Below are 26,097 nucleotides of genomic sequence, written 5' to 3'. Positions count from 1 at the left end.
TCGTCTCCGGCCTCATCGCCGGTGTCATCCTTGGCCTCATGCTATGGCTGGGGTCCGGCATTTTCTGGCTCTTCCTGGTTGGCCTAGGCATTGGGGTCGCTGCAACCCCGCTCCTAAAACTGGCCGCCGATCCTTCTCGTTCGCGCAAGCGCCGCGATAGTTCCTTCCGCGACTAGGTCCGCACCACGCCGCTCCTCACGGCACCCGCATAAGTCAGGCACAAGTCTCACGCAATCCACTTATAAAATGCAGGACAAGTATAAAATATTCGCAGCAACCTTCCAGACAGACTTAGTAGAAAAAGAAAGTCTTTATTAACAAGGGGAGTGCGGCGACGCGTTCCCCTCCGTCTTGAAGGAGAACGCTAGGTGTTAGCACCCTCGCGCATTGTAGGGCTCGATATAGCCCGTTCACTTGCGATTATCGGCATGATAGTTCTGCATATGGCCTCCTTGGTGTGGCATACCAAGGTCATTTTAAATGGCCTGCCCGCCGCACTATTCGCCGTTCTAGCCGGCGTCACGTTGATGCTTATGTCCCGCGATTTCACGGCGACGACGTTCCTGCGCATCATCGCTCGCGGCTGCATAATTACGCTTATCGGCCTCGTCCTGCTGCCCGTGGGCGGAGAGATTCAAATCGTCCTCGTGGTCATCGGTATCACGATGATCCTGGTGTCCTGGGTCCCGCCGCTGCGCTGGTGGTGGAAGCTCCTGCTCCTCGCCGCTGCCACCGCCGCCGCGACCATAAAATATGCGCCGCTGACCCTGCCGCAGGTCTATCCGCTGCTGGCCTATTGCGCCTATTTCCTCGCTGGCATGCTGCTCTATGAGGTCTATATCCGCAGCTCCCGTGCCGCTGCCCAGTGGGTGTCCACCGGCATCGCCGCCGTGGTCGCCGCTGCCGGTTTTTACTTCCGCTTTGCCCCGGACATGCCTGGCTGGCTGCGCTTTACCGGCCACACCGGCGTGCTGGGAGAGATTGTCCTATCCATCGCCGTCGCCGCGATCGTCCTGCACTTATGCCTGCTTATCGGTCGAGTGGTGCCTAAGCTGGCGTATCCCTTTGCTGCGCTGGGGGCAATGTCGCTGAGCATCTACATCCTGCACGTGCTCACCGCCTATTACTGGCAAAGCCACGTCTCCCTCCACAATACCGGCTGGGCCTGCGCGTTCATCGCCCTCTTCCTCGTCCTCGCGAGCCTATGGCGCCGCCTGATAGGGAAGGGGCCGGCCGAATGGGCCGTCGCTAAGACCATCGCCATCGCCGTTCCTGCCGGAAAGAAGGACTAATCATGCAGCACAAAATCTTCCCCGCCCTGCTTACCGCCGGCATCGTGGCATTGACCGCCACCCCTGCCAGCGCCCTCGAGTACGGTAAACCGGCCCCAGACTCGGCGGAGTCTCGCACCGTGGCGCAATTGAAAATCGGGCGCGTGGGCAGCTTCGGCGATTGCACCGGCACCCTGGTGGCCGCCCAGTGGGTGCTCACCGCCCGCCACTGCCTCGAGTCCGTCAACAACGAAGGCACGCAGGCCCGCATCAATGGCACCACCTACGATGCAGATTCGTGGGCGCTATCCCCGCTTTCCGACGCCGCCCTTCTCCACCTCACCGCCCCCGTCACCGACACCACCCCGGCCGAGATTTCCACTCACGTGCCAGAACCCGGCCAGCGCGGCACGCTTTACGGCTGGAGCAGCAGTTCCTCCATGGCGCGCCGCGGCCAGCTGCCGCAGGCGGAGATGGAAGTGGCTGAGCTCCTCGGCGCCGGTCCTGCTGGCCCCGCCAGTTCCACCGAACCTGCTGGCGCGGGCGCCGCCACGGACGCTGGTGAGGATGCCGCTGGCGGAGAAAGCATTCCCGCGGCCGAGGCCATGCCGGGGCTGAGTGCACCAGAGGGGACAGAAAGCGTACCGGCCGGCGAGGCGATGCCGCTGATGGAAAGCGCGATCCTCGATGTGCACTCCACCGGCCGGGCCGGCATGCAGGGCGGCGACTCTGGCGGGCCTTTCTTCGTAGATGGAAAGCTTGCCGGTTTGGCCACCGCGGGCACGGCGAATGGGGATCCGGACTTGCCCTCGCCAAGCGCGGCAATCACCACGCTGGCCGGCACCAAGGACTGGATCGAGGGAGTAGTGAGCGGACGCGATAAGGAAGCGATTCTCACCGCGGAAACCACTCCCGAACCGCCAAAAACCCCGCAGACCAGCGCCGACCACCCTTGGCTTTATGCCGGCATAGCAGTGCTAGGTCTTATTGCCGCCGCGGTAGCATCCCGCATTCCTGGCCTGCGGGGCCGAAAGCGCTAGAAAATCTCGATGCGTCCACCCAGGGACTCGGATTGGCGCAGCTGCGCCACCCAGTTCGGGCCGCCTGGGTGTAGGCGCAGCACTGGGCGGGAAGAAATCTTGACCGGGGAAACCGATTCCTTGCGCGCGCCGGAGCGGGCATCGATGCGGGTGCGGGCGCGATAGCCGGCGTCGGAAAGCTCAGCGATGGAAGGTTCGGGGGAGTCGAGCTTCTCGCGGGCATCGCGCAGCAAGTCCAAGGCTTCGTCCAATGCTTCCACCAACGCCGGCGCATTGGTCTCGCACATCTGCTGTACCAGCTCTGGGTGCGTGCCGGCCACGCGGGTAGCGTCCTTGAAAGAACCGGCAGACAGGGACTGTGCCAGGATTCCGCCGTTATCGCCCACCACGGCGAGGATCTCCGCAAAGACGTGCGGCAGGTGGGAAATGCGCGCCACCGCGGCATCGTGATTAGCCACGCGGATAGGAACCGCCTCTGCGTGCACCATCTGGGTCATGCGCACGACCTCGGTGAAGGTCTCAATCCACTGCTTCGGAATCTTTTCCCCGCGCGCCTCACACTCGGCGGCGTAGTCATAGGTAATGCCCCACGCCGCGCGGCGGAACAGGTCCTTCTGCGAGTTATCCCAACCGGACTTGGACGTGCCCGCCATCGGGTGGCCGCCCACGTAGCGCGACTCCATTCCGCGCTCCAGTACCTGCTGGCGTACGGCCGTCTTAACGGAAACGACGTCCGTAATGCCGCAGCTCGGCGCGTGCTCCTGAATGGCGTCGAGCACCTCGCCCACCGCGTTCATAGGCACGGCTATGACAATGAGCGCGTTCTCCGTCTCCGCGCGGGTCAAAATCGTCGGAAGATCATCGGTGACGTCAAAACCCTGCTTTACTGCAGTGCGGGCGCCAGAAGTGGAGTGGTTGTAGCCAAAAACGGGGTGATTGTATCCGGCGAGATCGCGCAGCAAAGAGCCGCCGATGAGGCCGAGGCCAATAATGCAGATAGGGCGTTGAACATCTTGAGAACTCACGATGACAATTGTGGCACAACACGACTAATCTCACGAGGTATGAGCAACGAAAATTACTCCTTCGCAGTAACCGTCGCCCGCAACGCGGGCCAATGGCTGGTGCGCAGCTTCAACGATGACTTTGAGGATCCGCAGACCTCCATCAATGCGGTGCGCAGCCTGCGTTCCGAGGGCGCTGCGTTCGCGCTGCTGTGCGTGGAGGATGCCTATTTTATTGCCGTGCGCCCAGTGCCGGGCGGGGTAAAGATGCTCATCTCGGACGCCACCTATGGTGTCGACGATGACTTCGCCGCCGATTTCATGGATATCAACGATCATGAAATCCCGGATGTGGACCCCGAAGAGGCCGATCCTTATGGCGAGGGCGATTTCGATATCTTCGCCGACCTTGGTCTATCCGAGGACCAGGTGGGATACATCATTGACAATGATGAGGACTGGCCTTCCGATATGTTGCTGCGCATCGCCGGCGAGCTCGGCTTTGGCGATGAGTTGGAAGACGTCATTGATAACGCCTGAGCCCCTGCTGCGCGCTGAGGCTCGGATGCGCCGCGCCCTCGACGTCGCCAAGCGCACGCCAGCCGGCGACGTCCCCGTGGGTGCGGTGCTTTACGACGCCGCCGGAACCGAACTTGCCACCGGCGTCAACCGCCGCGAAGAGCTTGCGGACCCCACCGCCCACGCCGAGGTCGAGGCCATTCGCCAGGCCGTCCGCGTGCACGGCGATGGCTGGCGGCTTTCCGGCTGCGAACTCGTTGTCACCCTGGAACCTTGCGCCATGTGCGCCGGAGCCTTGCAGGCGGCGCGTGTGGGTTCGGTAGTCTTCGGCGCTTTTGAACCCAAGACCGGCGCGTGCGGCTCGCTAATCGATGTCCTGCGTGCCCCCACTGCGCCCTTTACCCCGCAGGTTCGCGGCGGCGTTCTTGAAGAAGAGTGCGCCGCGTTGCTCAGAAACTTTTTCGACGACCTGCGTTGAAAGTGCGTACACTGGTGCCCATACATTATCCGTCTACTCAAAGGAGTGATTATGGGCGATTTGGAAAACAAGAAGGATGGCCTCGTAGGCAAGGCAAAGGAAGCCTACGGCGAAGCTACCGACAACAAGGACGTAGCTAACGAGGGCAAGGCCGACCAGGTCACCTCCGAGGCTAAGGACAAGCTGTCTGACGCCGCTGAAGGCATCAAGGACAAGGCCAACGAGGTTATCGGTGGCCTGAAGGACGACTAATCCTCGTCCCTCGTTTCCGCATCTCGCTGCGCTGGCACCCCGCCGGCGCAGCGATTTTGTCGCTCGGGCCTACTCCCGTAATCTGGAACGCGGTGGCGTGTCCGAGCGGCCGAAGGTGATCGCCTCGAAAGCGATTGTTGGGTAACCCCCAACCGCGGGTTCAAATCCCGCCGCCACCGCACCGGGATCCCGGCCTGTTTACGCAGGTCGGGATTTTCTTTTGTCCAATTTTCCGGCAGGCGCGGGGAATCCGGCTGGCTGGCCGCCAGCTGTGAAAACTGGGACGCAGGTGGCTTCGTGATAGGGGATTGTGGGGTATGGCCACTACACTAGGGCAAAGTTCAATCCGTCCCCCACGCGAATGCGAAGGTACATCTACCCGTGGCTAAACTGCTTTATCGTCTTGGGCGCTGGTCTTTCCTCCATAAGTGGAAGGTCATCGTGGCATGGCTGCTGCTGCTCGCCGCCGTCGGCGGTGCCGCCGCCTTGCTGATGAAACCGATGACGAGCGAGTTCTCCATCAAGGGAACCCCGTCCATCGACGCCACCTACAAGACCATGGACCTCTTCCCAGAGGGCGGAAACCCTGCAAACTCGCCCTCGGTCAACGTGGTCTTCAAGGCTCCAGACGGCCAGAAGCTTTCTGATCCCGCCAACCGCGAGGCCATCGATGCCACCATCTCCTACCTCGAGGACAACCTAGAGATGGGCGATACCACGCGCTTTGGCAACCCGCTTGAGGTCTCACCTCGCCTACAGGACCAGGTGATCCATCAGTTCACGGATATGGGGCTACCGGAAGCATCCGCCCGCGCGGATGCGGACAACCTCGCCATGGTCAATGATGACGAGACCATTGCCTATACCACCTTCAATTTCGACGCCGAATCGCCCTATAGCGTGGAACAGGCCGACAAAGACACCGTTACCGACGCAATGAATATTGCCCGCGACCGCGGCCTCACGGTAGAAGGCAATGGTGCCGGCTTTGGCGATGAAATCGCGGTCAATTCCACCTCTGAGATCATCGGTCTCGGCGTTGCCTTTATCGTGCTCATCTTTACCTTTGGCTCCCTGGTGGCCTCGGGTATGCCTTTGGTGTCCGCCGTCATCGGCGTGGGACTAGGCGCGCTGGGCATGCTCATCGCCACCCACTGGATTGAGCTCAATAATATGACCCCGGTCCTGGCCATCATGATTGGCCTTGCCGTGGGCATTGACTACGCGCTGTTTATCCTGTCGCGCTACCGCGCCGAGCGCCGCCGCATGGACGGGCCCGATGCCGCAGGCATGGCGGTGGGAACCGCCGGCTCCTCCGTGGTCTTTGCCGGCGCGACCGTCTTTACTGCGCTTTTTGCGCTCCTCATTGCGCGCATTGGCTTCCTCACGGCCATGGGCCTGGCCGCCGCAGGCACCGTTGCCATCGCCGTGTTGGTCTCGCTTACGCTCATCCCCGCCATGCTGGGCTTGCTGGGCGATAAGGCCTTCAACGGCCGCATCCCCGGCGTGGCCGGCAACCCGACCCGCAAGGGCAAGCGCCGCCGTGGTCCCACTATGGGCAACCGCTGGGTGCGCCTGGTTCAGAAGGTCCCCGGCCTGGCCATGGCGCTGGTTGTGCTCTCCCTGGGCGCGATGACCGCGCCGGTGCTCCACATGGAGCTCGCCCTTCCGGCCGATACCACCTCCAATCCCGATACCACCCAGCGCAAGGCCGCCGACATCATGTCCGAGGGCTTTGGCCCGGGCGTTAACGGTCCTTTCCTCGCCGTGGTCGATGCCCACACGGTCAACGCGGAATCCGGCGCCTTGGCCCCGCTTGTCGACGCCCAGTCCCAACCCGAACCAGCCCCCGCTCCCGCTCCTGCCCCCGAAGAGGAGATGCCTGAGCAGCCGCAGGGGGACCAGCCCGCAGCCGAGCCGGAGATCGCCCCGGCCGCTGAGGTGGTGGACACCTCCGCAGATGCGGCCGACGCTGCCTCCCCAGAGGATAAGGCCGCGCTCGCGTCCTTCCTGTACACCGCGGATCAGCTCAAGGGGCTGGGCGGCGTGAAGCACGCGCAGATCGTCGGCCTAAGCCAGGACCAGCGCGCCGCGCAAATCATGGTCACCCCAGAAACCGCGCCGACGGACGCCGCGACGGTCAACGTTGCACACGCGCTGCGCTCGGCCACCAGCGAGATCGAAGACGCCACCGGTACCGACATCGGCTTGACCGGCCTGACCGCCGTGCAGCTCGATATCACGGAGCGCCTCGAGGAAGCCATGGCGCCGTACCTGGCCATCGTCGTGGGCTTGGCCATCGTGCTATTGCTGTTGGTCTTCCGCTCCATCCTGGTGCCGCTGGTTGCGGGCCTGGGCTTCCTGCTGTCCGTCGGCGGTGCCTTCGGCCTGACCGTCCTGGTTTGGCAGGAAGGCCTGTGGAACCTGGTTCCCGCGCCGGGCCCGCTGATTTCCTTCATGCCCATCTTCCTCATCGGCGTGACCTTCGGCCTGGCGATGGATTACCAGGTCTTCCTCGTCACCCGCATGCGCGAGCACATTTCTCGCCACCCGGAGGGCACCGGCGGGCGATATAACGCCGTCGACGAGGCCACCATCACCGGCTTTACCCAAGGCGCCCGCGTGGTGACGGCCGCGGCCATTATTATGATTTCGGTTTTCGTGGCCTTTATTAATCAGCCGCTGCCCTTCATCCAGATCTTCGGCTTTGCCTTGGCCGCCGGCGTGCTTTTCGACGCCTTCTTTATCCGCATGACCCTCGTCCCCGCCACCATGTTCCTCATGGGCCGCGCGACGTGGTGGATGCCGAAGTGGCTGGCGAAGATTCTGCCCACCCTGGATATCGAAGGCACCGCCCTGGAAGAAGAATGGGAAGCTAAACACGCCACCCCAGCCCCAACCCCTAGCCCTGCACACAAGGAAGAAGAATAAAGATGGACTTGAGTTTCGACGTCGGCAAGCGTCTGCCCGAAGGCCCCGGCAAGCACGGCCGCAGCGGTGTCATCCACACCCCGCACGGTGATATCCAGACCCCGGCCTTTATCCCGGTGGCCACCAAAGCCACGGTCAAGACGCTTACCCCGGAGCAGATTCGTTCCACTGGTGCGCAGGCCATCTTGTCGAATGCGTACCACCTCTACCTGCAGCCGGGCCACGACATCGTGGACGAGGCCGGCGGCGTGGCCGAGTTTGAAAATTGGCATGGCCCGACCTACACCGACTCCGGCGGATTCCAGGTCATGTCCCTGGGCGTGGGGTTCAAAAAGGTCCTGGCGATGGATATTGCGGATCTCAGCGATAAGGACATCCGCGCCGCAAAGAAGGAACGCATGGCGCAGGTGGACGAGGATGGCGTGGATTTTAAATCCGTCATCGACGGCTCCAAGCACCGCTTTACCCCCGAGAAGTCCATGCAGATCCAGCACGGGCTGGGCGCAGACATCATGTTTGCCTTCGACGAGCTGACCACGCTGGTCGATACGCGCACCTACCAGGAAGAATCCGTCGCGCGCACGCACCGCTGGGCCAAGCGCTGCCTGGATGAGCACGACCGGCTCACCCGCGAGCGCGCCCACCGCCCGAAGCAGTCGCTGTGGGGTGTTGTCCAAGGCGCGCAGTACGAGGACCTGCGCCGCCAGGCCACCCGCGGCCTGCTCGACCTCGACCGCGCCGCCCGCGAGGACGGCAAGCGCGGCTTCGGCGGCTTCGGCATCGGCGGCGCGCTGGAAAAGGAAAACCTGGGCACCATCGTCGGCTGGGTCTGCGATGAGCTACCCGAGGATAAGCCGCGCCACCTGCTTGGCATCTCCGAGCCGGACGATATCTTCACCGCCGTCGAGGCCGGCGCCGATACCTTCGACTGCGTGGCGCCCACCCGCTTGGCGCGCCGCGGCGGCGTCTACACCCTTGACGGCCGCATGAACCTCACCAATGCGCGCTTCAAGCGGGATTTTGCCGGCGTCGACGAGGAATTCGGCGGATACGTATCCGAGAATTACTCCCGGGCCTACCTGCACCACCTGCTCAAGGCGAAGGAATTCCTCGCCGGCACGCTGTGCACCATCCACAACGTGGAGTTCATGATCCGCCTGGTGGATAATATCCGCGCCGCCATCGACGGCGGCTACTACGAGGCCTACCGCGATGAATTCCTCGGCCGCTATTACGCCGGCAAGTAGTCCTCGCGCTTCTTCACCCACTTAATGACCGCGGCCGTCACCGGCAGCATGACGGCCTCCATCAGGGTCTTCCACACAAAGCCCACGATGACGTAATTGATGAACCCGCCCACGGTGTCCACGCCGATGACCGGCGCGGCGATGGCGCAAAAGAGCAGCGTATCGCCGAACTCGCCCACCACGGTGGAGGCGATAAGGCGAGCAAAGAGGCCCTTTTCGCCGGAGCGCTTCTTCATCGCGGTCAGCGTCCAGGCATTCAGCAGTTGGCCCACCACGTAGCCAGCCAGCGAGGCGAGCAGAATCTGCGGCATCAGGCCAAGCGTGGCGGCGAAGGCCTCTTGGCCCTCGTAGAAATCGGCCGCCGGCAGCCAGATGGCGATATAGAAGCACACGGCCGCCAGGATGGCCATCGCGAAGCCGATGTAGACCGCGCGCCGGGTGGATTTGAAGCCATAGCACTCGGAGAGCACGTCGCCGACGATATAGGCCAGCGGGAAGAGGAAGAAGGCGCCGTCGGTAACCAGCGGGCCGAGCTGCACGCCCTTAGTGGCGTTGATATTGGAAATGAGGAAGGTCACCACAAACACGGTGACCAGCCAGGGGTAGAGGGTGGAACGGACGGGAATGAAGCGCACTTCAGCGCCGGTTGATTTTTCCATGCCCGCCATTGTGCCAGCCCGTAGACTGTGGGCATGAATTCCGCGACCACCGGCGCCGGCCGCTACGCGCCAAGCCCCTCGGGCGATCTGCACTTTGGCAACCTCCGCACGGCGCTTCTGGCGTGGCTTTTTGCCCGGTCGACGGGGAGGCGCTTTGTGGTGCGCGTGGAGGACATCGATAAGCAGCGCTCCTCCCAAGAGGCGGCCGAGCGCCAGTTAGCGGACCTGCGCGCGCTCGGGCTGGACTGGGATGGCGAGGTCATCTACCAGCACGACCGCGACGCCGCCTATGAGCAGGCCCTGGCCCAGCTGCCCACCTACGAGTGCTATTGCTCCCGCAAGGATATCCGTGAGGCCTCCCGCGCCCCGCACGCCATTCCCGGCCAGTACCCGGGCACCTGCCGCAACCTCACCGAGGACCAGCGTGCGGCCAAGCGCGCCGAGCTTGCGGCCCAGAATCGCCAGCCCGCCCTTCGCCTGCTTGCCGACGTCCCCACATTCACCATCCACGACGCCCTCCACGGCACCTATACAGGCGACGTCGATGATTTCATCCTGCGCCGCGGCGGCCAAGACACCGGCTGGGCCTATAACTTGGCTGTCGTCGTCGATGATGCCTACCAAGGCATCGACCAAGTGGTCCGCGGCGATGATCTGCTCTCCTCCGCGCCGCGCCAGGCCTACCTCGCCTCGCTGCTCGGCATCGAACCGCCGGAGTACATCCACGTTCCGCTCGTACTCAATGAATCCGGCGAGCGCCTGGCTAAGCGCGATGGGGCGGTGACCATGCGGGAGATGGGGGAGGAGGGGGACGTCGTCAAGCAGCTGGCGGCCTCGCTGGGGTACGAGGCTCACAGTGCCGCGGAGTTGCTCGCGCAATTCGCGCCCGATCGACTCAGCCCTGAGCCTTATATCTGGCGGGGGTAAAATCTGGGCCCATGGAAGTTCTACTGGTGCTCATTGGGCTCATGCTGCTGACCGTGTTCGTCGTCGCCATCGGTGACAAGATTGGGCTGCCGTGGCCGGCCCTGCTGACGATCATTACCGCCTGCGCGGTCTTCGTGCCCGGCCTGCCCCAGTTCGAGCCGCCCACCGAGCTCATCCTGCCTATTTTCCTGCCGCCGCTGCTGTGGGCGCTGGCTCGGCGCACCTCGTGGGGTGTTATCCGCGAGCAATGGGTGACCATCTTGAGCCTGTCCGTGCTGCTGGTGGTCGCCACCACCCTGGCCGTTGGTTTCACGGCCTATGCCTTCCTGCCGGGCATCAGCCTAGCCGCGGCCATTCTTATCGGTGCGGCCATCGCCCCGCCGGACCCCGTCGCCGTTGACGCCGTGGCCGAGCCCGCCGGCATCCCGCGCCGCATCATCACCACCTTGCAGACCGAGGGCTTGTTTAACGACGCCGCTTCTATCGTCGCCTTCAATCTCGCGCTGACGGCCGTGACCCAAGGCGATGAGCTCTCCTTCGGTGGTGGCGTGCTCAACTTCTTCTACTCCGCATTCGTCGCGGGCGGCCTGGGGTGGGTCGTCGGCCGGCTGGTGGCGCTGTTTATCACCCACGTCCACGACGTCACTGCGCGCAACGCGCTGACCTGGGTGACGCCGTTTGCGGTCTACCTCATCTCGGAGGAACTCGGCGCCTCCGGTGTTATCGCCGTGGTCATCGCGGCCGTGGAGCTTAATTCCCGCGCCGATATCCAGGCCGAGGACCGCCTGTCCGGCCAGTCCTTCTGGGAGACCATCGAGCTGCTGTTTACCGGCGTGGCCTTCGGGCTCATTGGCCTGACGGTCAATACCGCCATCGGTGAAGTGGGCTCGGACCTGTGGCACTCCGTGGTGGTGGGCGTCATCTTGTCTCTCGTGGCCTTTATCGTCCGCTTGGTGTGGATGTACATCTATTACCGCATCAACGTCTCCCGCGGCCGCCCGCGTGTGGCGCCGCTGCGCCTGCAGGAGGTGCTGCTGATGACGTGGTCCGGCATGCGCGGCCTCGTCACCCTGGCGCTGGTTTTGTCCATCCCAGCCGGCGTGTTCAGCTTCCACCACGAGCTTGCCGTTATCGCGCTGACCGTCTTGCTGGTCACGATGGTGGTGCCCGGCCTGCTGCTGCCGTGGCTGATGGAGCGCCTCGACCTCACGGAGGCCTCCCAGATTGCCAGCGATAAAATGCGCGCCGCCGTGGTGAGCCGCGCGCGTGCGGCCAGCATCGAGGCCCTGTCGCACTTCCGGCCGGACGGCCACATTACTGCCGACGCCGAGAAGGTCGACCCCGAAATTTCCGCCAACGTGATTCAGTGGTTCGAGGACCGGCTCGGCGATGGCGAGGATGTTTCCGATGACTCCCGCAAGCAGCGCGCCTGGCAGGCCCGCCACGTGGCTCTGGAGGCCCGCCGGACCGCTTTGGCGGCGGCGCAGGAGGAGCTGCTACGCATGCGCGGCGATCGGGCTTATAACCCGGCCATTGTGGACGAGGTGCTCGAGGAGATTGACCGCATGGTTCTAGGCGCCAAGCGCCACTAGGCTGGGCGGCATGGATCCCTTCGATTATGCGCAGCTTGAGGACGCGCTGGATTACCTCTACGACTTCCTCGACCAGGACCTAGCGGACCGCGTGCGCGCCGAGCGCGAATATGTCCCGGCCGGGCTGGAGGGCCTGCTTGCCGACGACTCCCTCGACGACTACGTCTGGCTCTGGATCAAAGACCCAGGCCCGAATGGCTTCCGGCAATACCTGCGCGATGGGGGCTATTCCGAGGCCGAGGTCTCCCAGGCTTTCCTCTGGGCGCGCACCGAATGGGGGATGAATACGCCGCCGCACGTCGCGTGGCTGAAGGCGGATGGCTACGAGCCGCCGGTCATCGATTAGTGGCTAGCGCGGCGTCGGCTAGCGCGGCCGAGCGCCTGCCTGCGCCGAGCAGATATAACAAAATCCCGGCTCCGTTGCTATGCAGCAGGAGCCGGGATTTCCTGTGGTGGAGGATGTGGTGGCGGAGTTGATGACATATTTGACACTATGAACAGCCCCAACTGCACTATGGCCATCGTCAAAGCTGTACGCCATCCAGGTCGCAGGCCGTGCCAGATAAGTTGCGGGCAGAAATTGTTACTATCCGTCGTCAACTGACGTGGCCCACGCCGCACGTGGAGCGGCTCAAAGAGGACGGCGTGGAGCCGCCCGTCTTTAACTAGTGTTCACGCCTACTTATCTACCGTGACTATCTGATCGTCCGGTGCGGAGCCATCCGTGGGGAAGGCCAACGTGAGCGCCTTGGCGAAGTACTCCGCGCGCTTTTCATTACCTTCAGTCTGGTAATGCACGTCATCGCCTGGGAGGAACCATTCGGGGCGAACGTCGGAAGCCCAGTCATAGACAACAAGGTTTGGGTAGCGATCCCGAGCGGCAAGGAGTGCCTCGTTGAAGGGCGCCATGTTGGCATTATCGTAGGAGCCGGAATTGAGGTTGGTCGCGGCAGTCGGCCACAGGACGGGGGCATCCCCCAGCAGTTCCATGATCTGGTCCACGCGCCAGTCCTCCTCGCCGGATCCACCCACGGCGCGGTTGGCGGCGTCGTTCACGCCGGCACCGATGATCCAACAGGCATCCTCACCGTAGCCCTGATCCAGAAGACGCTGGACAGAATCACGGATAGAGGGATCGCCCTCCAAAGACTCCACAGTGGAGCGTGCACCGGTGACATCGGCTACCACGTCCTGTGCGCCAACATTCTTGTAGGTTACCTGCGCGTTGCGCTGGGGATCGGACAGGTAGGCATCATCAAACATGCCGATGGATGTGGAATCGCCCACGTGAATGACGGTGGTGCAGCGGGTCTTGCCCTTCTCTGGCGTCGCATTCTCCGTGGAAGGAGAAGCTTCTCCGGAAGCCTCAGCGGAGGAATCTTTCTCCTTTGAGCCGGACGGGGCCGGGCCGTCGCCGCCAATCTGGACGCCCATCTGCTGTGCGCCGGGCTGCTCGGCCTGGTTGAGGGAATTATTCCACGCAGCGGGAATGCCCATGGATACCACCGCGGCAAGCAGCGTAGCCGGAATGGCGAGGGCCATGCGCGGCAGCGTATGGCGCTTGGCCCACCATTGCTTCAAGGGTGCGACTACGCCGTGGCGGCGGACCGGATCCTCCACCAGCGTCCACGAAATGTGTGCCAGCGCAATGGCCACCACGGTGACCAACACAGGATGAGCCCACGGCAGGTTCTCCCACTGGGGGATGAAGACAATTGCCGGCAGGTGCCACAGGTAGATGCCGTAGGAACGCTCACCAATCCAGCGCAGCGGCGTGAGGCCAAAGAACTTGGACGTCAGTGTCCGCTTGTCTAGGGCAGCGGTAATCACTGCGACGCTGGCCGCTGAGAGGGCCAGAAGGCCCCAGTTGTACAGGTGTGGTGAGTAATCTGGCAGCAGCCAGAAGAGGACGGCGATGCCCAGCACGCCGAGCAGCGCGGCGGGGATGGTGAGCAGGCGCGGCGGAATGCGGTAACCCTGCGCGTTAGTCAGCGCGATGGCCAACGTGGCGCCCAAGAGGATCCCGCCAGCGCGGGAATCGGTGCCCTCATAGACGCGGGTGGCATCGGATCCGGTGTTGAAGAGGAAAGCCATCCAACCAAAGGACACGGCAGCCAGTACCAGCGTGCTGACGACCAGTGGGGCGCGCTTGCCGCCGGTGAGCTTAAGAAGCACGAACAACACGAGCGGCCAGAACAGGTAGAACTGTTCCTCCACGGACAGCGACCACATGTGGTCCAGCGGCGCGTGTCCAGCAAAGCGGTCGAAATAGGATTGGCCTTCTGCGATGACATGCCAGTTATTGACATAAAACAGTGAACTTAAGGAGAACCTGGCATTTTCGCCCAGTTTGGGCAGGTCGAAGAAGATGGTGAGTAGCAAAACCGTCACCAGCATGAGCGCAACCGCCGGAACGAGTCGGCGGAAGCGGCGCAACCAGAACGTGGGCAAGCCCAAGCCTTTGCCACGGCGGTAGCTTCGCATCAAGTTTGCGGTGATGAGGTAGCCCGACAACGTAAAAAACATGCCGACACCCAAGTAGCCACCTGGCAACCATGCAGGGTTGAGGTGGTAAATCAAAACGCCGAGCACGGCGACGGTCCGAAGGCCGTCGATGGCGGGGACATAAGAGGTGTGTGAATCAACCGGTCTTGGCATGCTCGGGCAGCTCCTCGAATGAAGGTATACGTAGGGAATGGCGCTCGCGCCTTAGGGGACTCACATACTCTAAACCGTGAAGCGAAAGGCGTTACAACTTCTACACCCTAGGCAGGGGTTCTTTTGACCCTTGACCCGAAAACGAACCCCCAAAACGAAGAAAGTCTCGAGACATCGAAATAGAAACGATGTCTCGAGACTTCACAATGGCGGAGGATGTGGGATTTGAACCCACGAGGGGCGTGAACCCCGCACGCGTTCCAGGCGTGTGACATAGGCCGCTAGTCGAATCCTCCGAGAAGAAACATTAGCAGCCGTGGCAATTATTTTACCAATCGCCAGGTCAGGATGTATTTTCGTGGAATTTAAGCCGTTGGTTGGTGGCTAGGTGTCGAGTGTCTTGCCCGCGAGCGCCAGGTGGCTGTGCGGCCGGAGTCCCATTTGGCTAAACCGGCGCGCGGGCGTTAAAGTATTGGGCAGGATTCCGCGTGGCGTCCATCCTCTGAACTCCCCCAGGGCAGGAATGCAGCAAGGGTCAGGAGGCTCTGGCGGGTGCGCGGGGTCCCCTTTTTGTATGGCGTGCGTTACTATTGGGGGCTAAAAGTCGCCCTATACATGGAAGGTAGACATACGCATGTCGCTTCTTACTTTGGAATCGTCCGAACTCGCGGAGCTCGCCGCCCAGGTCCGTAAGGACTACGAGGACCTTAAGGCTAAGGGCCTGAAATTGGACCTGACCCGCGGAAAGCCGGCCAAGGCACAGCTGGACCTCTCCAATGATTTGCTGGCGCTGCCCGGCCCGGGCCACTACACCGATGCGGCCGGAAACGACCTGCGTAACTACGGCAACCAAAAGGGCATCAAGGAACTGCGTGATATCTGGGGCAAGCTGACCAACATGGACCCAGAGCTGCTGATTGCCGCAGACTCGTCCTCGCTGAACATCATGTTCGACCTGATCTCTTGGGCATTCCTCTTCGGCACCAATGATTCCGCACAGCCGTGGAGCAAGGAAGAAAAGCTCAAGTGGATTTGCCCGGTGCCGGGCTACGACCGTCACTTTGCCATCACGGAGCAATTCGGCTTCGAGCTGGTCACGGTGCCAATGGAGGAGGACGGGCCGGATGTAGAGGCCGTCGAAAAGCTGGTGGCGGATCCGGCGGTCAAGGGCATGTGGGTAGTGCCGATGTTCGCTAACCCCACCGGCGCCGTGATTTCTGAAGACAAGGCCCGCCGCCTCGCCCGCATGCAGGCCGGCGCGCCGGATTTCCGCATCGTGTGGGATAACGCCTACGCCGTGCACACCTTAACCGAGGACTTCCCGGAAATCCTGCCGATTCTGGATATCGCAGCAGAGGAAGGCAACCCGAACCGCTTCTGGGCCATGTCTTCGACCTCGAAGATCACCTTCGCGGGCGCGGGCGTGGGTTTCTTCGGCACCTCGGAGGATAACCTCGAGTGGTACCTGGAGCACGCCGGAATTCGCGGCATCGGCCCGAATAAGATCAACCAGCTGGCGCACCACGAGTTCTTCGGCTCTGCCGAGGGCGTGCGCGCGGTGATGCGCCGCCATGCCGCGCTGATCAAGCCCAAGTTCGATGCCGTGCTGCGCATCCTAGAAAAACGCCTCGGCGAGTACGAGGTGGCGCAGTGGACCAACCCGAAGGGCGGCTACTTCATCTCCCTCGACGTCGTCGACGGCACCGCCAACCGCGTCTGGGAGCTCGCGCGCGATGCTGGCATCCTGCTCACCCAGGCCGGATCCGCCTACCCTTATGGCCAGGACGATAACGACCGCAATATCCGCCTCGCCCCAACCTTGCCGCCGCAGGAGGAGGTTGAGGCCGCGATGGACGGCGTTGCCACCTGCGTGCTGCTCGCCGCCGTGGAGAAGCTGGGGGCCTAATATCAACGCCGACGAGTCCGCCCTGTGGCTGAGCGAGATTATCCCGGCGCCGCTGGAGTTCCGCTACGTGGATGAGCGCCGGCTAGGCCTTGCCTCGCTTGCCGACGCCCAATCGCTCGCCCTCACCACCACCTTCAACGCCACCGACACCGGCCTGCAGAGCCAGGACGACGGCACCGATGTGCGCTGCGAGTTGTTGACGGTGGCGCGCACCGGGCAGCCCGAGGTGGCCGCCGCCATCAACGCCGCGGCTGACACCTTCGAAAAGGCCGACGGCCTGCTGCCGGCGCAGCCGGGCGTGATGCTGCCGTCCATCCTCGATGTCCCTGACGTCACCGTGCACCATGGGCTCTTCATCGCGCCGTACCTGTGGGGCGGGCAGACCCCGCAGTTTCGCGAGGAGGGTCGCCTGACCCTCATCCTGCAGCTGGTCATGCTGACGGATTCGGAATATGCGTTTGGGGTAGAAGAGGGCGTCGGCAAGCTGCAGGCGGCGGTGGCCGAGCAGGGCATTGACCTGCTGGACTGGTCGCGCGAGGGTTAGCCGGTAAACTGGCTAACCGTGGCTTTATACCGGAAATATCGTCCAGCAACGTTCGCGGAGGTCGTGGGCCAAGAGCAGGTCACCACGCCGCTATCCGCCGCCCTTGATGCAGGGCGCATCAACCACGCCTACCTCTTTTCCGGCCCGCGCGGCTGCGGCAAGACCTCCTCGGCGCGGATTATGGCCCGCTCGCTCAACTGCGAGCACGGGCCGACCTCGACGCCGTGTGGCAAGTGCGATTCCTGCGTCTCCCTCGCCCCCGGCGGCCCTGGCAACCTGGACGTGACGGAGCTCGACGCTGCCTCGCACAACGGCGTGGAGGATATGCGCGAGCTGCGCGACCGCGCCTACTACGCGCCGGCCGAATCGCGCTACCGCATCTTCATCATTGACGAGGCGCATATGATTTCGCCCTCCGGTGCGAACGCGCTGCTCAAGGTGGTGGAGGAGCCGCCCGAGCACGTCATTTTCATCTTCGCGACCACGGAGCCGGAGAAAATCATTGGCACCATTCGCTCGCGTACCCACCACTATCCCTTCCGGCTGCTGACCCCGCCGGCCATGAAGGGCCTGCTGCAGCGCACCGTCGAGTCCGAGGGCGTGCAGGTCGAGGACGCCGTGTACCCCATGGTTATTGAGGCGGGCGGCGGTTCCCCGCGCGATACTTTGTCCTTGCTGGACCAGCTGCTGGCCGGTGCCGGGCCCGATGGCCTGACCTACGACCTTGCCCGGCCGCTTTTGGGTGTCACCGATGTCTCGCTGCTTGACGACGCCATCGAAACCCTCGCCAACCAAGACAAACCCGGCCTCTTCGCGATGGTCGACCACGTCATCGAGGCCGGCCACGACCCGCGCCGCTTCGCCGTCGATTTGCTCGATCGCCTGCGCGATTTGATGATCCTGCAGGCCGTCCCCGGCGCCATCGACGCCGGCCTCGTCTCCGCGCCCACCGACCGCGCTTCCGTGCTCACCGCCCAGGCGCAGCGCTTTTCCGGCCCGCAGCTGACTTACCTGGCCTCCACGGTCAATGACCGCATCAGCGACCTCACCGGTGCTACTTCACCGCGCCTGCTGCTAGAAATCATGTGCGCGCACCTGCTTATCGGGTCCACCGGCCCCGCTGCTGCCGCGCCTGCACCCGCAGCGGCCTCCGCCCCCGCTCCCGCCTCCGCTGTCAATGCTGCCGCGGTCTCGCCCGCGCCGGCTGGCCCTGCGACCCCGGGCGGTGCTCCCGCGGCCAACTCTGCCGTCGCCGGTGCCCAAGACCCCCAGTCCGCCGCTGCTGCCATCATCGCTCGCCGCCGCGCCAAGTCCCAGGAGCAGCAGGCTTCTGCCCCGTCTTCTGCTCTAACCTCTGCACCGGCCGCTCAGCCGCAGCCGCAGCCGCAGCCCCCGTCCCAACCGGAATCGCAACCGGACGCGCAGCCGAAGGCGCAACCCAAGCAGCCGGAGGCCGCAGAGCCGCAACGCACGCAGAAGCCTCAGGACCAAGAGCCGCAACCGCAACGGGACGAAGCGGCTGTGGCAAAACAGCCGGCAAAGCAGGAACAGCAGCAAGAGGCTGGGGACCCGTGGCAGCGTGAGCGGCAAATCCCGCAAGCAGAAGCGCCCGCGCAGCAAACGCCGCAGCCGGCACCGGCCCAGCAGGAGCGTCGCGAGCCACTGGAGAAGCCTGTGCCGGCCCGCGCGGAGCAATCCGCCACGGAAACTGCACCGGAACCTGCCGCGCAATCGCAGGCGGCGGAGGAGCCCGCGGGCGACTTCGCAGAGGCCGTGAGGGAGAAATGGGTGGCGTTGAGGGGGAGCGTCGGAAAGCGGAATAAGGTGGCCGAAATCATGCTGGCCGAAGCCCGCGTGCTTGGCTTCCGCGATGGCACCCTGACGCTGGGGCACACCACCGGTGCGCTGGCCGAGCGCATCAATGCGCCCGCCAACAACGCCGTCATAGTGGAGGTGCTCAAGGAGGAGTTCCAGCGCGATGTGGCCGTGACCTGCGTGGTGGGTACCGACCCGAAAGCCGCCGGTTTCGATACCCCGCGGCCGCCGCAGCGCAAGGAAGCGTGGACGCCGAATCAGCCGGCGCGCGAGCCGGCCGACGACCAGGAGGCGGAGAGTAAGCCGGAAAGCGCGCCCGGGTGGCGCTCACGCATCGCACGGGCGACGCAGGCGGCCAAGCAGCGCGATGAATCGCAGTTCAGCAATGGCGTGCCGCTGCCGCCCGAGCCTGAGCCAGACTTTGGCGCTCCACCCGAGGAGCCGCCGGCCTATACCCGCGATGACGAAGAGCGGGACATGATGGAGGCCGCGCAGTCGACCGGCGAGATGGATCATCGCAGCGCTACCGAGGTAGCTATGGAGCTGCTGGAGCGCGAGCTGGGCGCACGGCGTGCCTAACCGGCAAGCACGGTACACTCGGGCGGTAGCGAAATTTACAGTTGAATTAGAAAGGAAACGACATGGCTGACCAAGACCCAATGCAGCAGGCAAATGACATGAACGACCTCATCGCGCAGGCCGCGCAGGTGCAGGCGGACCTGCAGAAGGCGCAGGAAGAAATCCTCGCCACCAACGTCGAGGGCCAGGCAGGCAACGGCCTGGTTAAGGTGACCATGACCGGCGGCGCCGAGCTCGTGGACCTGCAGATCGATAAGTCCGTCGTGGACCCAGAGGACGTCGACACCCTGCAGGACCTGGTCATGGGCGCGTTCAAGGAGGCCCACGCTGCGGCCGGCCGCCTGGCACAGGAGAAGATTGGCCCGCTGTCCCAGGGCATGGGCGGCCAGGGTGGCCCGTCTTTTGAGGATGTCTTCGGCGGCAACCAGTAGTCCGCGCGATACGATAAAAGGCCGTTGCCCCGCGTTGGGGCCGCGGCCTTTTGCTGATTTTGGGAGTAATTGATGTTTGAAGGACCTCTGCAAGACCTCATCGACGAGTTTTCGCGCCTGCCGGGCATCGGCCCGAAGTCGGCGCAGCGCATCGCGTTTCACGTTTTGCACATGGAGCCTGAGGACATCGAGCGGCTGCAGAACGCATTGGGTGCGGTGCGCGATGGCGTGACTTTCTGCCGCATCTGCTGCAATATTTCCCGCGAGGATGTCTGCCGCATCTGCATTAACTCGCAGCGCGACGCCTCGACCATTTGCGTGGTGGAAGAGCCGAAGGATATCCAGGTCATCGAGCGCACCGGCGAGTATGAGGGCCGCTACCACGTCTTGGGTGGCGCGCTAGATCCACTGGCGAATGTGGGCCCGCGCGATTTGAATATTTCCACGCTGCTGCAGCGCCTCGGTGGTGTGCTGCCGGACCGCGAGCTGGCGGATTCCACCCCTGAAGCCCCGCTTTACGACGCCACCCCCACCATCCACGAAGTCATCCTCGCCACCGACCCCAATACGGAGGGCGAGGCCACCGCCGCATACCTGGTGCGGTTGCTGCGCGACTTCCCTGATTTGAAGATCACCAGATTGGCCTCCGGCATGCCGCTCGGAGGCGATCTGGAGTTCGTGGACGAACTCACCTTGTCCCGCGCGCTCTCTGGCCGCCTGACCATTTAGCGCGGGTGAGCGCGCGAGCGCGGACTAGGGGACGGCGGCCGAGGGCCCGGTTCGCCCGCGGCCGGTGAACACTGGCGGCCCGTGTGCTTTGCTTGCCGTCCCGTTATCTGCGCTGCTGTGTACACCGCTGTGGCCGCTATGCATGCTGCTAGGCGTAGCGTTGTGCCGGCTGGCGGGCGGAAGCCAGGCGACTCGGCCGTTGACGCGGGCCATGCGGCCGCGGCCCGGCAGGCCGTTGATGGAGTTGTGATACGGGCACAGCAGCGTCATGTTTTCGGGGTGGGTGAGGCCGCCGCGGGAGTATTCGAAGAGGTGGTGGGCTTGGCATTCGGAGGCGGGGCGTCGGCAAGCGGGCCAGGCGCAGCGGGCGCCTTCGGCCTCGAGCATGCGGCGCTGCTTCGCGGAGGCCTGCCGGGTGCGGTAGAGATTGACGGGGCCGCGCTCGGGGTGGATGAGCGTGAAGAGGCCGGCGCCGGCTAGGGTGCGGCGGACGAGTTCGGCGCCGGTGATGGTCGCGCCATTGGTCATGGCGAGGCGGATGTCGTCGCCGTCGCCGGCCAGGATTTTCAGATAATCCGGCAGCTCGATGATGACATTGGTGGTCACGGTCGCGGGCGCGGCGGCGCGGGAACCGGTGAGCCAGGCCAGCGGGTCGGATTTGGCGGCGGCCCAAATATCGGCCATCTGCGCGGCGGGGCCGGTGAAACTCAGGGTGGTTTTCTCGCCGTGCATGATGCGGCGGCCGCCGTCTTCGCGCTCGGGCGGCGGGTTGATTTCGCGCAGCAGCCGCGTCGCCGCGCGCGAGACCTGCGCGGTGGTGCCGGCGGTGGCGCATAGCTTCTCGCGGAATTGCCAGCGCTTGGTGGGGTCAGAAATGCCGCGCGAGCGGCGGGCGATGAGCGCGAGGGTTTCCAGGCTGTGTTGGTTGCGGCGCGCGGCGGCCAGGGCGCGGGATTGATAGCGCGAGTGGCTGGTGGGCGAGAGGAAGGCCGCGGCGGTGCGGCGCACGGTGCGCGCTTGGTCCGCGGGCAGGGGCAGGCTGGAGGCGGCGTGGGCCTCTTCGAGAAGTTCCACGCCGCGCTTAGCGATGTCGCCCAGCTGCTCCAATAACGTCATGCCCCGCAGCCTATGGGCGGGGGCACGCGCCTACAAGGGGAAGCGGCTGAGCCTGTGGATAACTCGGGGGTTGTGGGGCCGCCGGGCGAAGTTATCCACAGGTGTGGGCCTATCTTTGGGAGCGCGGGGGCTCGGAGGCGTTGAAACGTTCGACGCGCAGGCGGTCAACGGCCGGGATCTCAATCGGCTCGAGGTCCGCGAGGGCCACACCCATGGCCTGGGCGAGGAGGAGATCGGCCAGCTGCGGGTTTCGGGCCAGCGCCGGGCCGTGCATATAGGTGGCGATGACGCTGCCTTGGACGGCGCCTTCGTAGGTGCGCTGGGCGGAGCCGTCGCTGAGATCGGCGGTGGCAGCCTGGTCGGCGTTGCCATTGCCGCGGGTGAGCGTGCCGAGCGGCTGCGCAGACGGGCCGAGAATGGTGGCACCTAGGTGGTTTTCGAAGCCGGTCAGCGGCTCGGTGAGGTCCGCGGTGACTCCGGCGCGGGTGGGCTCGGAGGCTACCTCGCCAATGGCGCGGTCCTGCATGCCGGCCGTGGTGGCGTCGATCAGCCCGACGCCGTCGACGATGCGGCCGGAGGCGCGGAAGGATTCGCCGAGGACCTGCAGGCCGGCGCAAATGGCAAAGACGGGGCGGCCGGCGTTAGCGGCGCGGGTGAGGCCGCCATCGGAAATCAGGTGGTCCGCGGCCAGGATCTGTGCGGTATCTTCACCGCCGCCGAGGGTGTAGATATCCAGCGTTTCGGGCACGGGCTCGCCCAAGCGGATGGGGTGAATCTCCGCTTGCAGGCCGCGCATGCGGGCGCGCTGGCGCAGGACGAGGGCGTTGCCGTCGTCGCCGTAGGTACCGAGGACGTCGGGAAGCACTAGGCCGATATTAAGCATTGGTGGCCTCCTTGGATAGCGCCTTTTTCAAATCGCGGAAGGCGGTGTAGTTGGCGAGGACCTCGATGCGGCCCTCCGGGCAGGCGGCGAGCGCGTCCATCGGGTCCGGGATGAGCTCGTGGGAGATATCGGCGTAGACCAGGCGCACGGCCAGGTCGGTGCCGCGCTCGCCGGCGGCCTTGACGCTTAAGCCATTGAAGCCTTCGAATTTCACGTCCCACAGCCAGGACATGTCGATGCCATCGGCCACCTGGCCATTGGTGGCGATGACCAGGCCATCGGCGCTGCGGTCCACCATGGACAGGGCTTCTTGCCAGCCGGCTGGGTTCTTGGCCAGCAGCAGGCGAATCTCGCGGCCCTTCCAGTGGATGGTGGAGTAGCGGCCGGCTACGTCGTCGATGCCCTCAGCGGCCGCAATGGCCTTATCGAGGTCCACACCGAAGCCCTGCACGGCCGCGGCAATGGCTTGCGCGGCGTTGCCCCGGTTCGCGCGGCCGGGCAGCGCCAGGTTCAGCGGGCGCTTGGCGGTCGGGGTGATGATGCCATGCTTATCGACGCCCCAGGTAGGCTGCGGCCGGCGGAATTCGCGGCCGTCGGCAAGCGGCTTAACGGCGTACCAGTCATCCTCGGTGCGCACGACGTGCCCGCCGGTGCGTGGGCAGGTGACGGAATCGCCGAGCCAGCCGGCGCCGGCCGAGACCCAAATGACATTCTTGGCGTCATAGGCCACGGAGGTCATGAGCACGTCGTCGCAATTGGCGATGACGAGCATGTCTGGGTGAGCCTCCACGGCGCCGCGCAGGGCGCGCTCAATCTTGTTGATTTCGCCCACGCGGTCCAACTGGTCGCGGGTGAGGTTGAGCAGAACCAGCGCCTGCGGGTTGAGGTTATCGGCCACGTGGGGCACGTGGAGCTCGTCCACCTCGAGGACCAGGTGGGAGGCGTCTTTGCCGGCCATGAGCGCGGAGATGATGCCGGCGTCCATGTTGTCGCCGCCGTCGTTGGTGGCTACGGTGTGCTCGGCGCGGACAGCGGCGGCCAACATGCGGGTGGTGGTGGACTTGCCGTTGGTGCCGGTAACCAGCACGGCCGGGCGCCCACCGCCCAGGTTGGTCATGATGGAAGGGTCAATGGCATTGGCGATTAGACCACCGATCATTCCGCCGGCGCCACGGCCGGTGGCGCGGGAAGCGGTGGTGGCCAGCTTCGCGGCGGTTGTGGCGGTGGTGGTGCGCAACTTCTTCAGCGCACCCGGGACTCTAAAACTCATGTCCCCTAGGGTAGTCGGGCGGGCGGCTTAGTCGTTCTTTTTCGCCGCCGAGCCGCCAGAATTTCGTCGGCCCCTGCCGCGACCACCGCGGCCGCCGCGGCGCCGGCGCCGCTTGTTGTTCTTACCGCCGCCCTTTTTGTTGTTCTGCGGCGAGCGTTGGGCGCGCGGCGCAGGCTTGGCGGATTCGGGTTCGGGCTCGGCGTCTTCGATGCGCGTGAGGGCGTCAAGAAATGCGGCGTCCGACATCAGCGGGATGCCTTTGCGGTGGGCATGCATGGGTTTTCCCACCAGATCCGTGGTGACATTGCAGACGACCAGCGAGGACTCGCGGGTAAGCTTCTCGGAATAGTTGAGCTCCTCGCGCATGAGCGCGGCGATGATGGTGTCTGGGTCCTCGAGGATTTCCGGTGCGACCACGATTTCCATGCCGCGGCGCAGCTCCTTGCCCGGTTCGTATTTGCCGGGGTTGTGGTGCTGCATGGGGGCCTCGGCGGCGTCGACGCGTACGTGGGAGCGTTGCAGGCCGAAGCGATCGGCGCGCACGTCCTCCGGCGCATAGCTGCGCACCGTGCCGCCTTCTTGCTTGCGGTAGAGCGCGATGAGCAGCTCGGTGTCCTCGCGCGAAGTTTCCGGCTCGGGGCGGGCGGCTCGCTCCACCGAGGCCTGCGGCGTGGCGTCCAGGCCGCTCTGCTTGGCGACGCCCCCCAGCCGCACATCATTTGCCCGCACCTGCTGCGCGTAGGAGGTGGCCAAGGTATCGATAATGCGAACCGGCGTGGGGACGTGCCCGACCTTTTGGCGGCGCCGGCGGCCCTTATTGCGGCCGCGGTTGCGCGCCCGGTTTTGGCGCGCGGCGGCCATCATGGCGCGGCGGGCCTCGGCGACGAGAAAGCCCCAGGTATAGGGGAGATCGTGGACGATGAGCGTGCGGCCGTCGATAAGCTTGTCTAGCGATTTAAGGATCTTGCCAAAAGCCGGTGCCTGCTCAATATCGGTGGTGCTCAGCCCGTGGAGGTGGCGCGGCCCGGCGTCGATATCGGGCTTGAGGACGGCGTGGAAGAGCTGGCCTTGTTCGCCGGCGTCGTTGAATGCGATGGCGTCGATAGTCACGATGCGCCCGGTGCTGGGGTGGATGCCGGTGGTCTGTAGGGTCAGCGCCACGTACGGGTAGTCAGCCGCATCGGTGGATGAGTCGGCTTGCTGCTGCTGTGGCTTTTGGTGAGCCGCCTCCGGCGCGGCAGGTCGCTCGTGACGGGCAGGTGGGTGCGGCTTCGGCTTCGGTTTTGGCTTGGGCTTTGCGGCGTCCGGTTCGCCGGACGGTCGCACTGCGCGGCGCGGCCGGGTACGTCGCTGTTCTGTGCCCGGTTTGGGCGCTGTGGACCTGGCCGCGTGGCGCGAAGCCACCGTCGCGGGCGACGGCGCTGGGGCCGACGCCGGCGTGTGCTGCGGGGAGGAGCCAGGTGTGTTGTTCATTAAACTCAGTGTAGTATCCCGCATTTCGTGCAGGGGGACAGGGCGCGCCGCTTAATTTTCCACGACGACAATGACCTTCGGCGGAGTCGTTGGCTCTTCGGGCTCCTCAGGTCGCCCCGGTGCTTCCGGCTCTGCGGGCTCTGCTGGCTCTGCCGGTTTCTCCGGTTCTTCCGGCTCTTCCGGCTCGGACGGTACCAGCGGCACCTCCGGTTCGAGCTCTACAGTGATCTCTGGTTCGGGGGTGGGGTCGATTTCTGAGCCAGGGATCGTCGTCGTAGGAGCAGTAGTCTCCGGCTCTGGCGTCGGCTCGAGCTCGGAACCTGCGATAGTGGTGCTTGGCGCGGTGGTAACCGGCACCGGCTTAGGCTCAGGCTCGGACTCCGAGGTCAGCAACGGAGACGTCGTGGTAGGTGCGGTCGACTCCGAGGGCTTTGAATCCGAGGACGCAGGCTCTGAAGATTCGGGCTCGGGCTGTGCCGAAGTGGACGTAGAGGACGCAGAGGTAGAGGTAGACGTAGACGAGTCTGCAGCCTGGGTCGGCTTAGACGTTGGCTCGCTCGTGGCAGAACTGGTGGCGGAGCTGGAAGGCTCTGCGGTCTGCTTTTCCGTCGCGGCTGCGGTGGTAGTTTCAGTCGTCGTTTTCTTGGAAGTTGGCTTTTCCGAGGTAGACGTGCTTGAGGTCGGCAGATCGGACGGCTCGGCAGGCGAGGATGCCTGAGAGGACGGCTCTGCAGATGTCGTGTTCTTCGTGGTCTCCGTGGTCTGGGAAGGCT

The 26,097-nt window shown here is 64.5% G+C and carries 22 protein-coding genes, 2 tRNA genes, 1 other RNA gene and 1 pseudogene; 17 read left to right on the top strand and 9 right to left on the bottom strand.

Annotated features, from left to right (window positions below):
- Window positions 1-428: 428 nt before the first annotated feature.
- A complete protein-coding gene (locus CORTU0001_RS03425; protein WP_050776579.1) occupies window positions 429-1,292 on the top strand; it encodes a DUF418 domain-containing protein in 864 nt (287 codons plus the stop codon).
- A 2-nt stretch (window positions 1,293-1,294) separates the two neighbouring features.
- Window positions 1,295-2,311, top strand: a complete 1,017-nt coding sequence (locus tag CORTU0001_RS03420) for a trypsin-like serine protease (protein ID WP_005327393.1) — start codon at window positions 1,295-1,297, stop codon at window positions 2,309-2,311.
- Here the strand turns inward: CORTU0001_RS03420 and CORTU0001_RS03415 are convergent.
- Complete coding sequence (locus CORTU0001_RS03415) at window positions 2,308-3,336, bottom strand: prephenate dehydrogenase (protein WP_005327391.1); 1,029 nt, start codon at window positions 3,334-3,336, stop codon at window positions 2,308-2,310. The genes CORTU0001_RS03420 and CORTU0001_RS03415 overlap by 4 nt on opposite strands.
- 39 nt (window positions 3,337-3,375) lie before the next feature.
- On the opposite strand from CORTU0001_RS03415, the gene CORTU0001_RS03410 reads away from it, so the two are divergent.
- From CORTU0001_RS03410 to tgt, 6 genes are all read left to right on the top strand, one after another.
- Entirely contained in the window at window positions 3,376-3,855 is a 480-nt protein-coding gene (locus CORTU0001_RS03410) for a tRNA adenosine deaminase-associated protein (protein WP_005323176.1), read from the top strand.
- 25 nt (window positions 3,856-3,880) lie between these two features.
- Window positions 3,881-4,312, top strand: a complete 432-nt coding sequence (locus tag CORTU0001_RS03405) for a nucleoside deaminase (RefSeq protein WP_005327389.1) — start codon at window positions 3,881-3,883, stop codon at window positions 4,310-4,312.
- Window positions 4,313-4,363: 51 nt separating this feature from the next.
- On the top strand, window positions 4,364-4,564 hold the full coding sequence (locus CORTU0001_RS03400; RefSeq protein WP_005323174.1) for a CsbD family protein: 201 nt from the start codon (window positions 4,364-4,366) through the stop codon (window positions 4,562-4,564).
- A 91-nt stretch (window positions 4,565-4,655) separates the two neighbouring features.
- Window positions 4,656-4,743: transfer RNA gene (locus tag CORTU0001_RS03395), tRNA-Ser, on the top strand.
- 202 nt (window positions 4,744-4,945) lie between these two features.
- Window positions 4,946-7,495, top strand: coding sequence for an MMPL family transporter (locus tag CORTU0001_RS03390; protein ID WP_005327387.1), 2,550 nt, complete (start codon window positions 4,946-4,948; stop codon window positions 7,493-7,495).
- Between the two features lie 2 nt (window positions 7,496-7,497).
- The gene (gene tgt / locus CORTU0001_RS03385) at window positions 7,498-8,742 is read left to right on the top strand and encodes a tRNA guanosine(34) transglycosylase Tgt (protein ID WP_005323172.1); all 1,245 of its coding nucleotides are present in this window, start codon (window positions 7,498-7,500) and stop codon (window positions 8,740-8,742) included.
- On the opposite strand, the gene CORTU0001_RS03380 is transcribed toward tgt, so the two are convergent.
- Entirely contained in the window at window positions 8,727-9,401 is a 675-nt protein-coding gene (locus tag CORTU0001_RS03380) for a queuosine precursor transporter (RefSeq protein WP_005327386.1), read from the bottom strand. The two genes, tgt and CORTU0001_RS03380, sit on opposite strands and share 16 nt — an antisense overlap.
- A gap of 33 nt (window positions 9,402-9,434) precedes the next feature.
- On the opposite strand from CORTU0001_RS03380, the gene gluQRS reads away from it, so the two are divergent.
- The 3 genes from gluQRS to CORTU0001_RS03365 are packed head-to-tail and all read left to right on the top strand — an operon-like array spanning window position 9,435 to window position 12,266.
- Window positions 9,435-10,328: a tRNA glutamyl-Q(34) synthetase GluQRS gene (gene gluQRS, locus CORTU0001_RS03375; protein ID WP_005327385.1), complete on the top strand. Its 894-nt coding sequence runs from the start codon at window positions 9,435-9,437 to the stop codon at window positions 10,326-10,328.
- An 11-nt stretch (window positions 10,329-10,339) separates the two neighbouring features.
- Complete coding sequence (locus tag CORTU0001_RS03370; RefSeq protein WP_005327384.1) at window positions 10,340-11,920, top strand: cation:proton antiporter; 1,581 nt, start codon at window positions 10,340-10,342, stop codon at window positions 11,918-11,920.
- 10 nt (window positions 11,921-11,930) lie between these two features.
- Window positions 11,931-12,266 carry a hypothetical protein gene (locus CORTU0001_RS03365; protein ID WP_005323168.1) on the top strand — a complete coding sequence of 112 codons (336 nt, stop codon included), beginning with the start codon at window positions 11,931-11,933 and terminating at the stop codon, window positions 12,264-12,266.
- Between the two features lie 332 nt (window positions 12,267-12,598).
- On the opposite strand, the gene CORTU0001_RS03360 is transcribed toward CORTU0001_RS03365, so the two are convergent.
- Both CORTU0001_RS03360 and CORTU0001_RS03355 read right to left on the bottom strand, forming a co-directional pair.
- A complete protein-coding gene (locus CORTU0001_RS03360; RefSeq protein ID WP_005327383.1) occupies window positions 12,599-14,578 on the bottom strand; it encodes an acyltransferase family protein in 1,980 nt (659 codons plus the stop codon).
- A 207-nt stretch (window positions 14,579-14,785) separates the two neighbouring features.
- Window positions 14,786-14,874: transfer RNA gene (locus tag CORTU0001_RS03355), tRNA-Ser, on the bottom strand.
- 179 nt (window positions 14,875-15,053) lie between these two features.
- Between CORTU0001_RS03355 and ffs the strand changes: the two genes are divergently transcribed.
- The 6 genes from ffs (at window position 15,054) to recR (ending at window position 20,582) form a co-directional block, all read left to right on the top strand.
- An RNA gene (ffs, locus tag CORTU0001_RS11265) (signal recognition particle sRNA small type) lies at window positions 15,054-15,152 on the top strand.
- A gap of 60 nt (window positions 15,153-15,212) precedes the next feature.
- Window positions 15,213-16,484: an aspartate aminotransferase type Ic gene (locus CORTU0001_RS03350; protein WP_005327382.1), complete on the top strand. Its 1,272-nt coding sequence runs from the start codon at window positions 15,213-15,215 to the stop codon at window positions 16,482-16,484.
- Window positions 16,438-17,028 carry a suppressor of fused domain protein gene (locus tag CORTU0001_RS03345; RefSeq protein WP_100067800.1) on the top strand — a complete coding sequence of 197 codons (591 nt, stop codon included), beginning with the start codon at window positions 16,438-16,440 and terminating at the stop codon, window positions 17,026-17,028. The genes CORTU0001_RS03350 and CORTU0001_RS03345 overlap by 47 nt, the downstream gene beginning before the upstream one ends.
- Window positions 17,029-17,046: 18 nt before the next feature.
- Entirely contained in the window at window positions 17,047-19,422 is a 2,376-nt protein-coding gene (locus CORTU0001_RS03340) for a DNA polymerase III subunit gamma and tau (protein ID WP_005327379.1), read from the top strand.
- Between the two features lie 62 nt (window positions 19,423-19,484).
- Window positions 19,485-19,853: a YbaB/EbfC family nucleoid-associated protein gene (locus CORTU0001_RS03335; protein WP_005327377.1), complete on the top strand. Its 369-nt coding sequence runs from the start codon at window positions 19,485-19,487 to the stop codon at window positions 19,851-19,853.
- A gap of 72 nt (window positions 19,854-19,925) precedes the next feature.
- A complete protein-coding gene (recR, locus tag CORTU0001_RS03330; protein WP_005323161.1) occupies window positions 19,926-20,582 on the top strand; it encodes a recombination mediator RecR in 657 nt (218 codons plus the stop codon).
- Between the two features lie 24 nt (window positions 20,583-20,606).
- On the opposite strand, the gene CORTU0001_RS03325 is transcribed toward recR, so the two are convergent.
- The 5 genes and pseudogenes from CORTU0001_RS03325 to CORTU0001_RS11915 all read right to left on the bottom strand — a co-directional run.
- Complete coding sequence (locus CORTU0001_RS03325) at window positions 20,607-21,698, bottom strand: HNH endonuclease signature motif containing protein (RefSeq protein WP_005327375.1); 1,092 nt, start codon at window positions 21,696-21,698, stop codon at window positions 20,607-20,609.
- A 109-nt stretch (window positions 21,699-21,807) separates the two neighbouring features.
- Window positions 21,808-22,581: a type 1 glutamine amidotransferase gene (locus CORTU0001_RS03320; protein ID WP_005327373.1), complete on the bottom strand. Its 774-nt coding sequence runs from the start codon at window positions 22,579-22,581 to the stop codon at window positions 21,808-21,810.
- Window positions 22,574-23,851: a Mur ligase family protein gene (locus tag CORTU0001_RS03315; protein WP_005323158.1), complete on the bottom strand. Its 1,278-nt coding sequence runs from the start codon at window positions 23,849-23,851 to the stop codon at window positions 22,574-22,576. Before CORTU0001_RS03315 ends, CORTU0001_RS03320 begins: the two co-directional genes overlap by 8 nt.
- A 27-nt stretch (window positions 23,852-23,878) precedes the next feature.
- Entirely contained in the window at window positions 23,879-25,177 is a 1,299-nt protein-coding gene (locus CORTU0001_RS03310; RefSeq protein ID WP_005327371.1) for a DNA polymerase III subunit epsilon, read from the bottom strand.
- 198 nt (window positions 25,178-25,375) lie between these two features.
- Window positions 25,376-26,097 (bottom strand): annotated as a pseudogene (locus CORTU0001_RS11915) (hypothetical protein); the annotation flags it as partial.

The sequence above is a fragment of the Corynebacterium tuberculostearicum SK141 genome, from assembly GCF_000175635.1.
GTDB lineage: Bacteria > Actinomycetota > Actinomycetes > Mycobacteriales > Mycobacteriaceae > Corynebacterium > Corynebacterium tuberculostearicum_C.
Note: the sequence above shows the minus strand (reverse complement) of the source record. Positions and strands in the feature narration are given on the sequence as shown.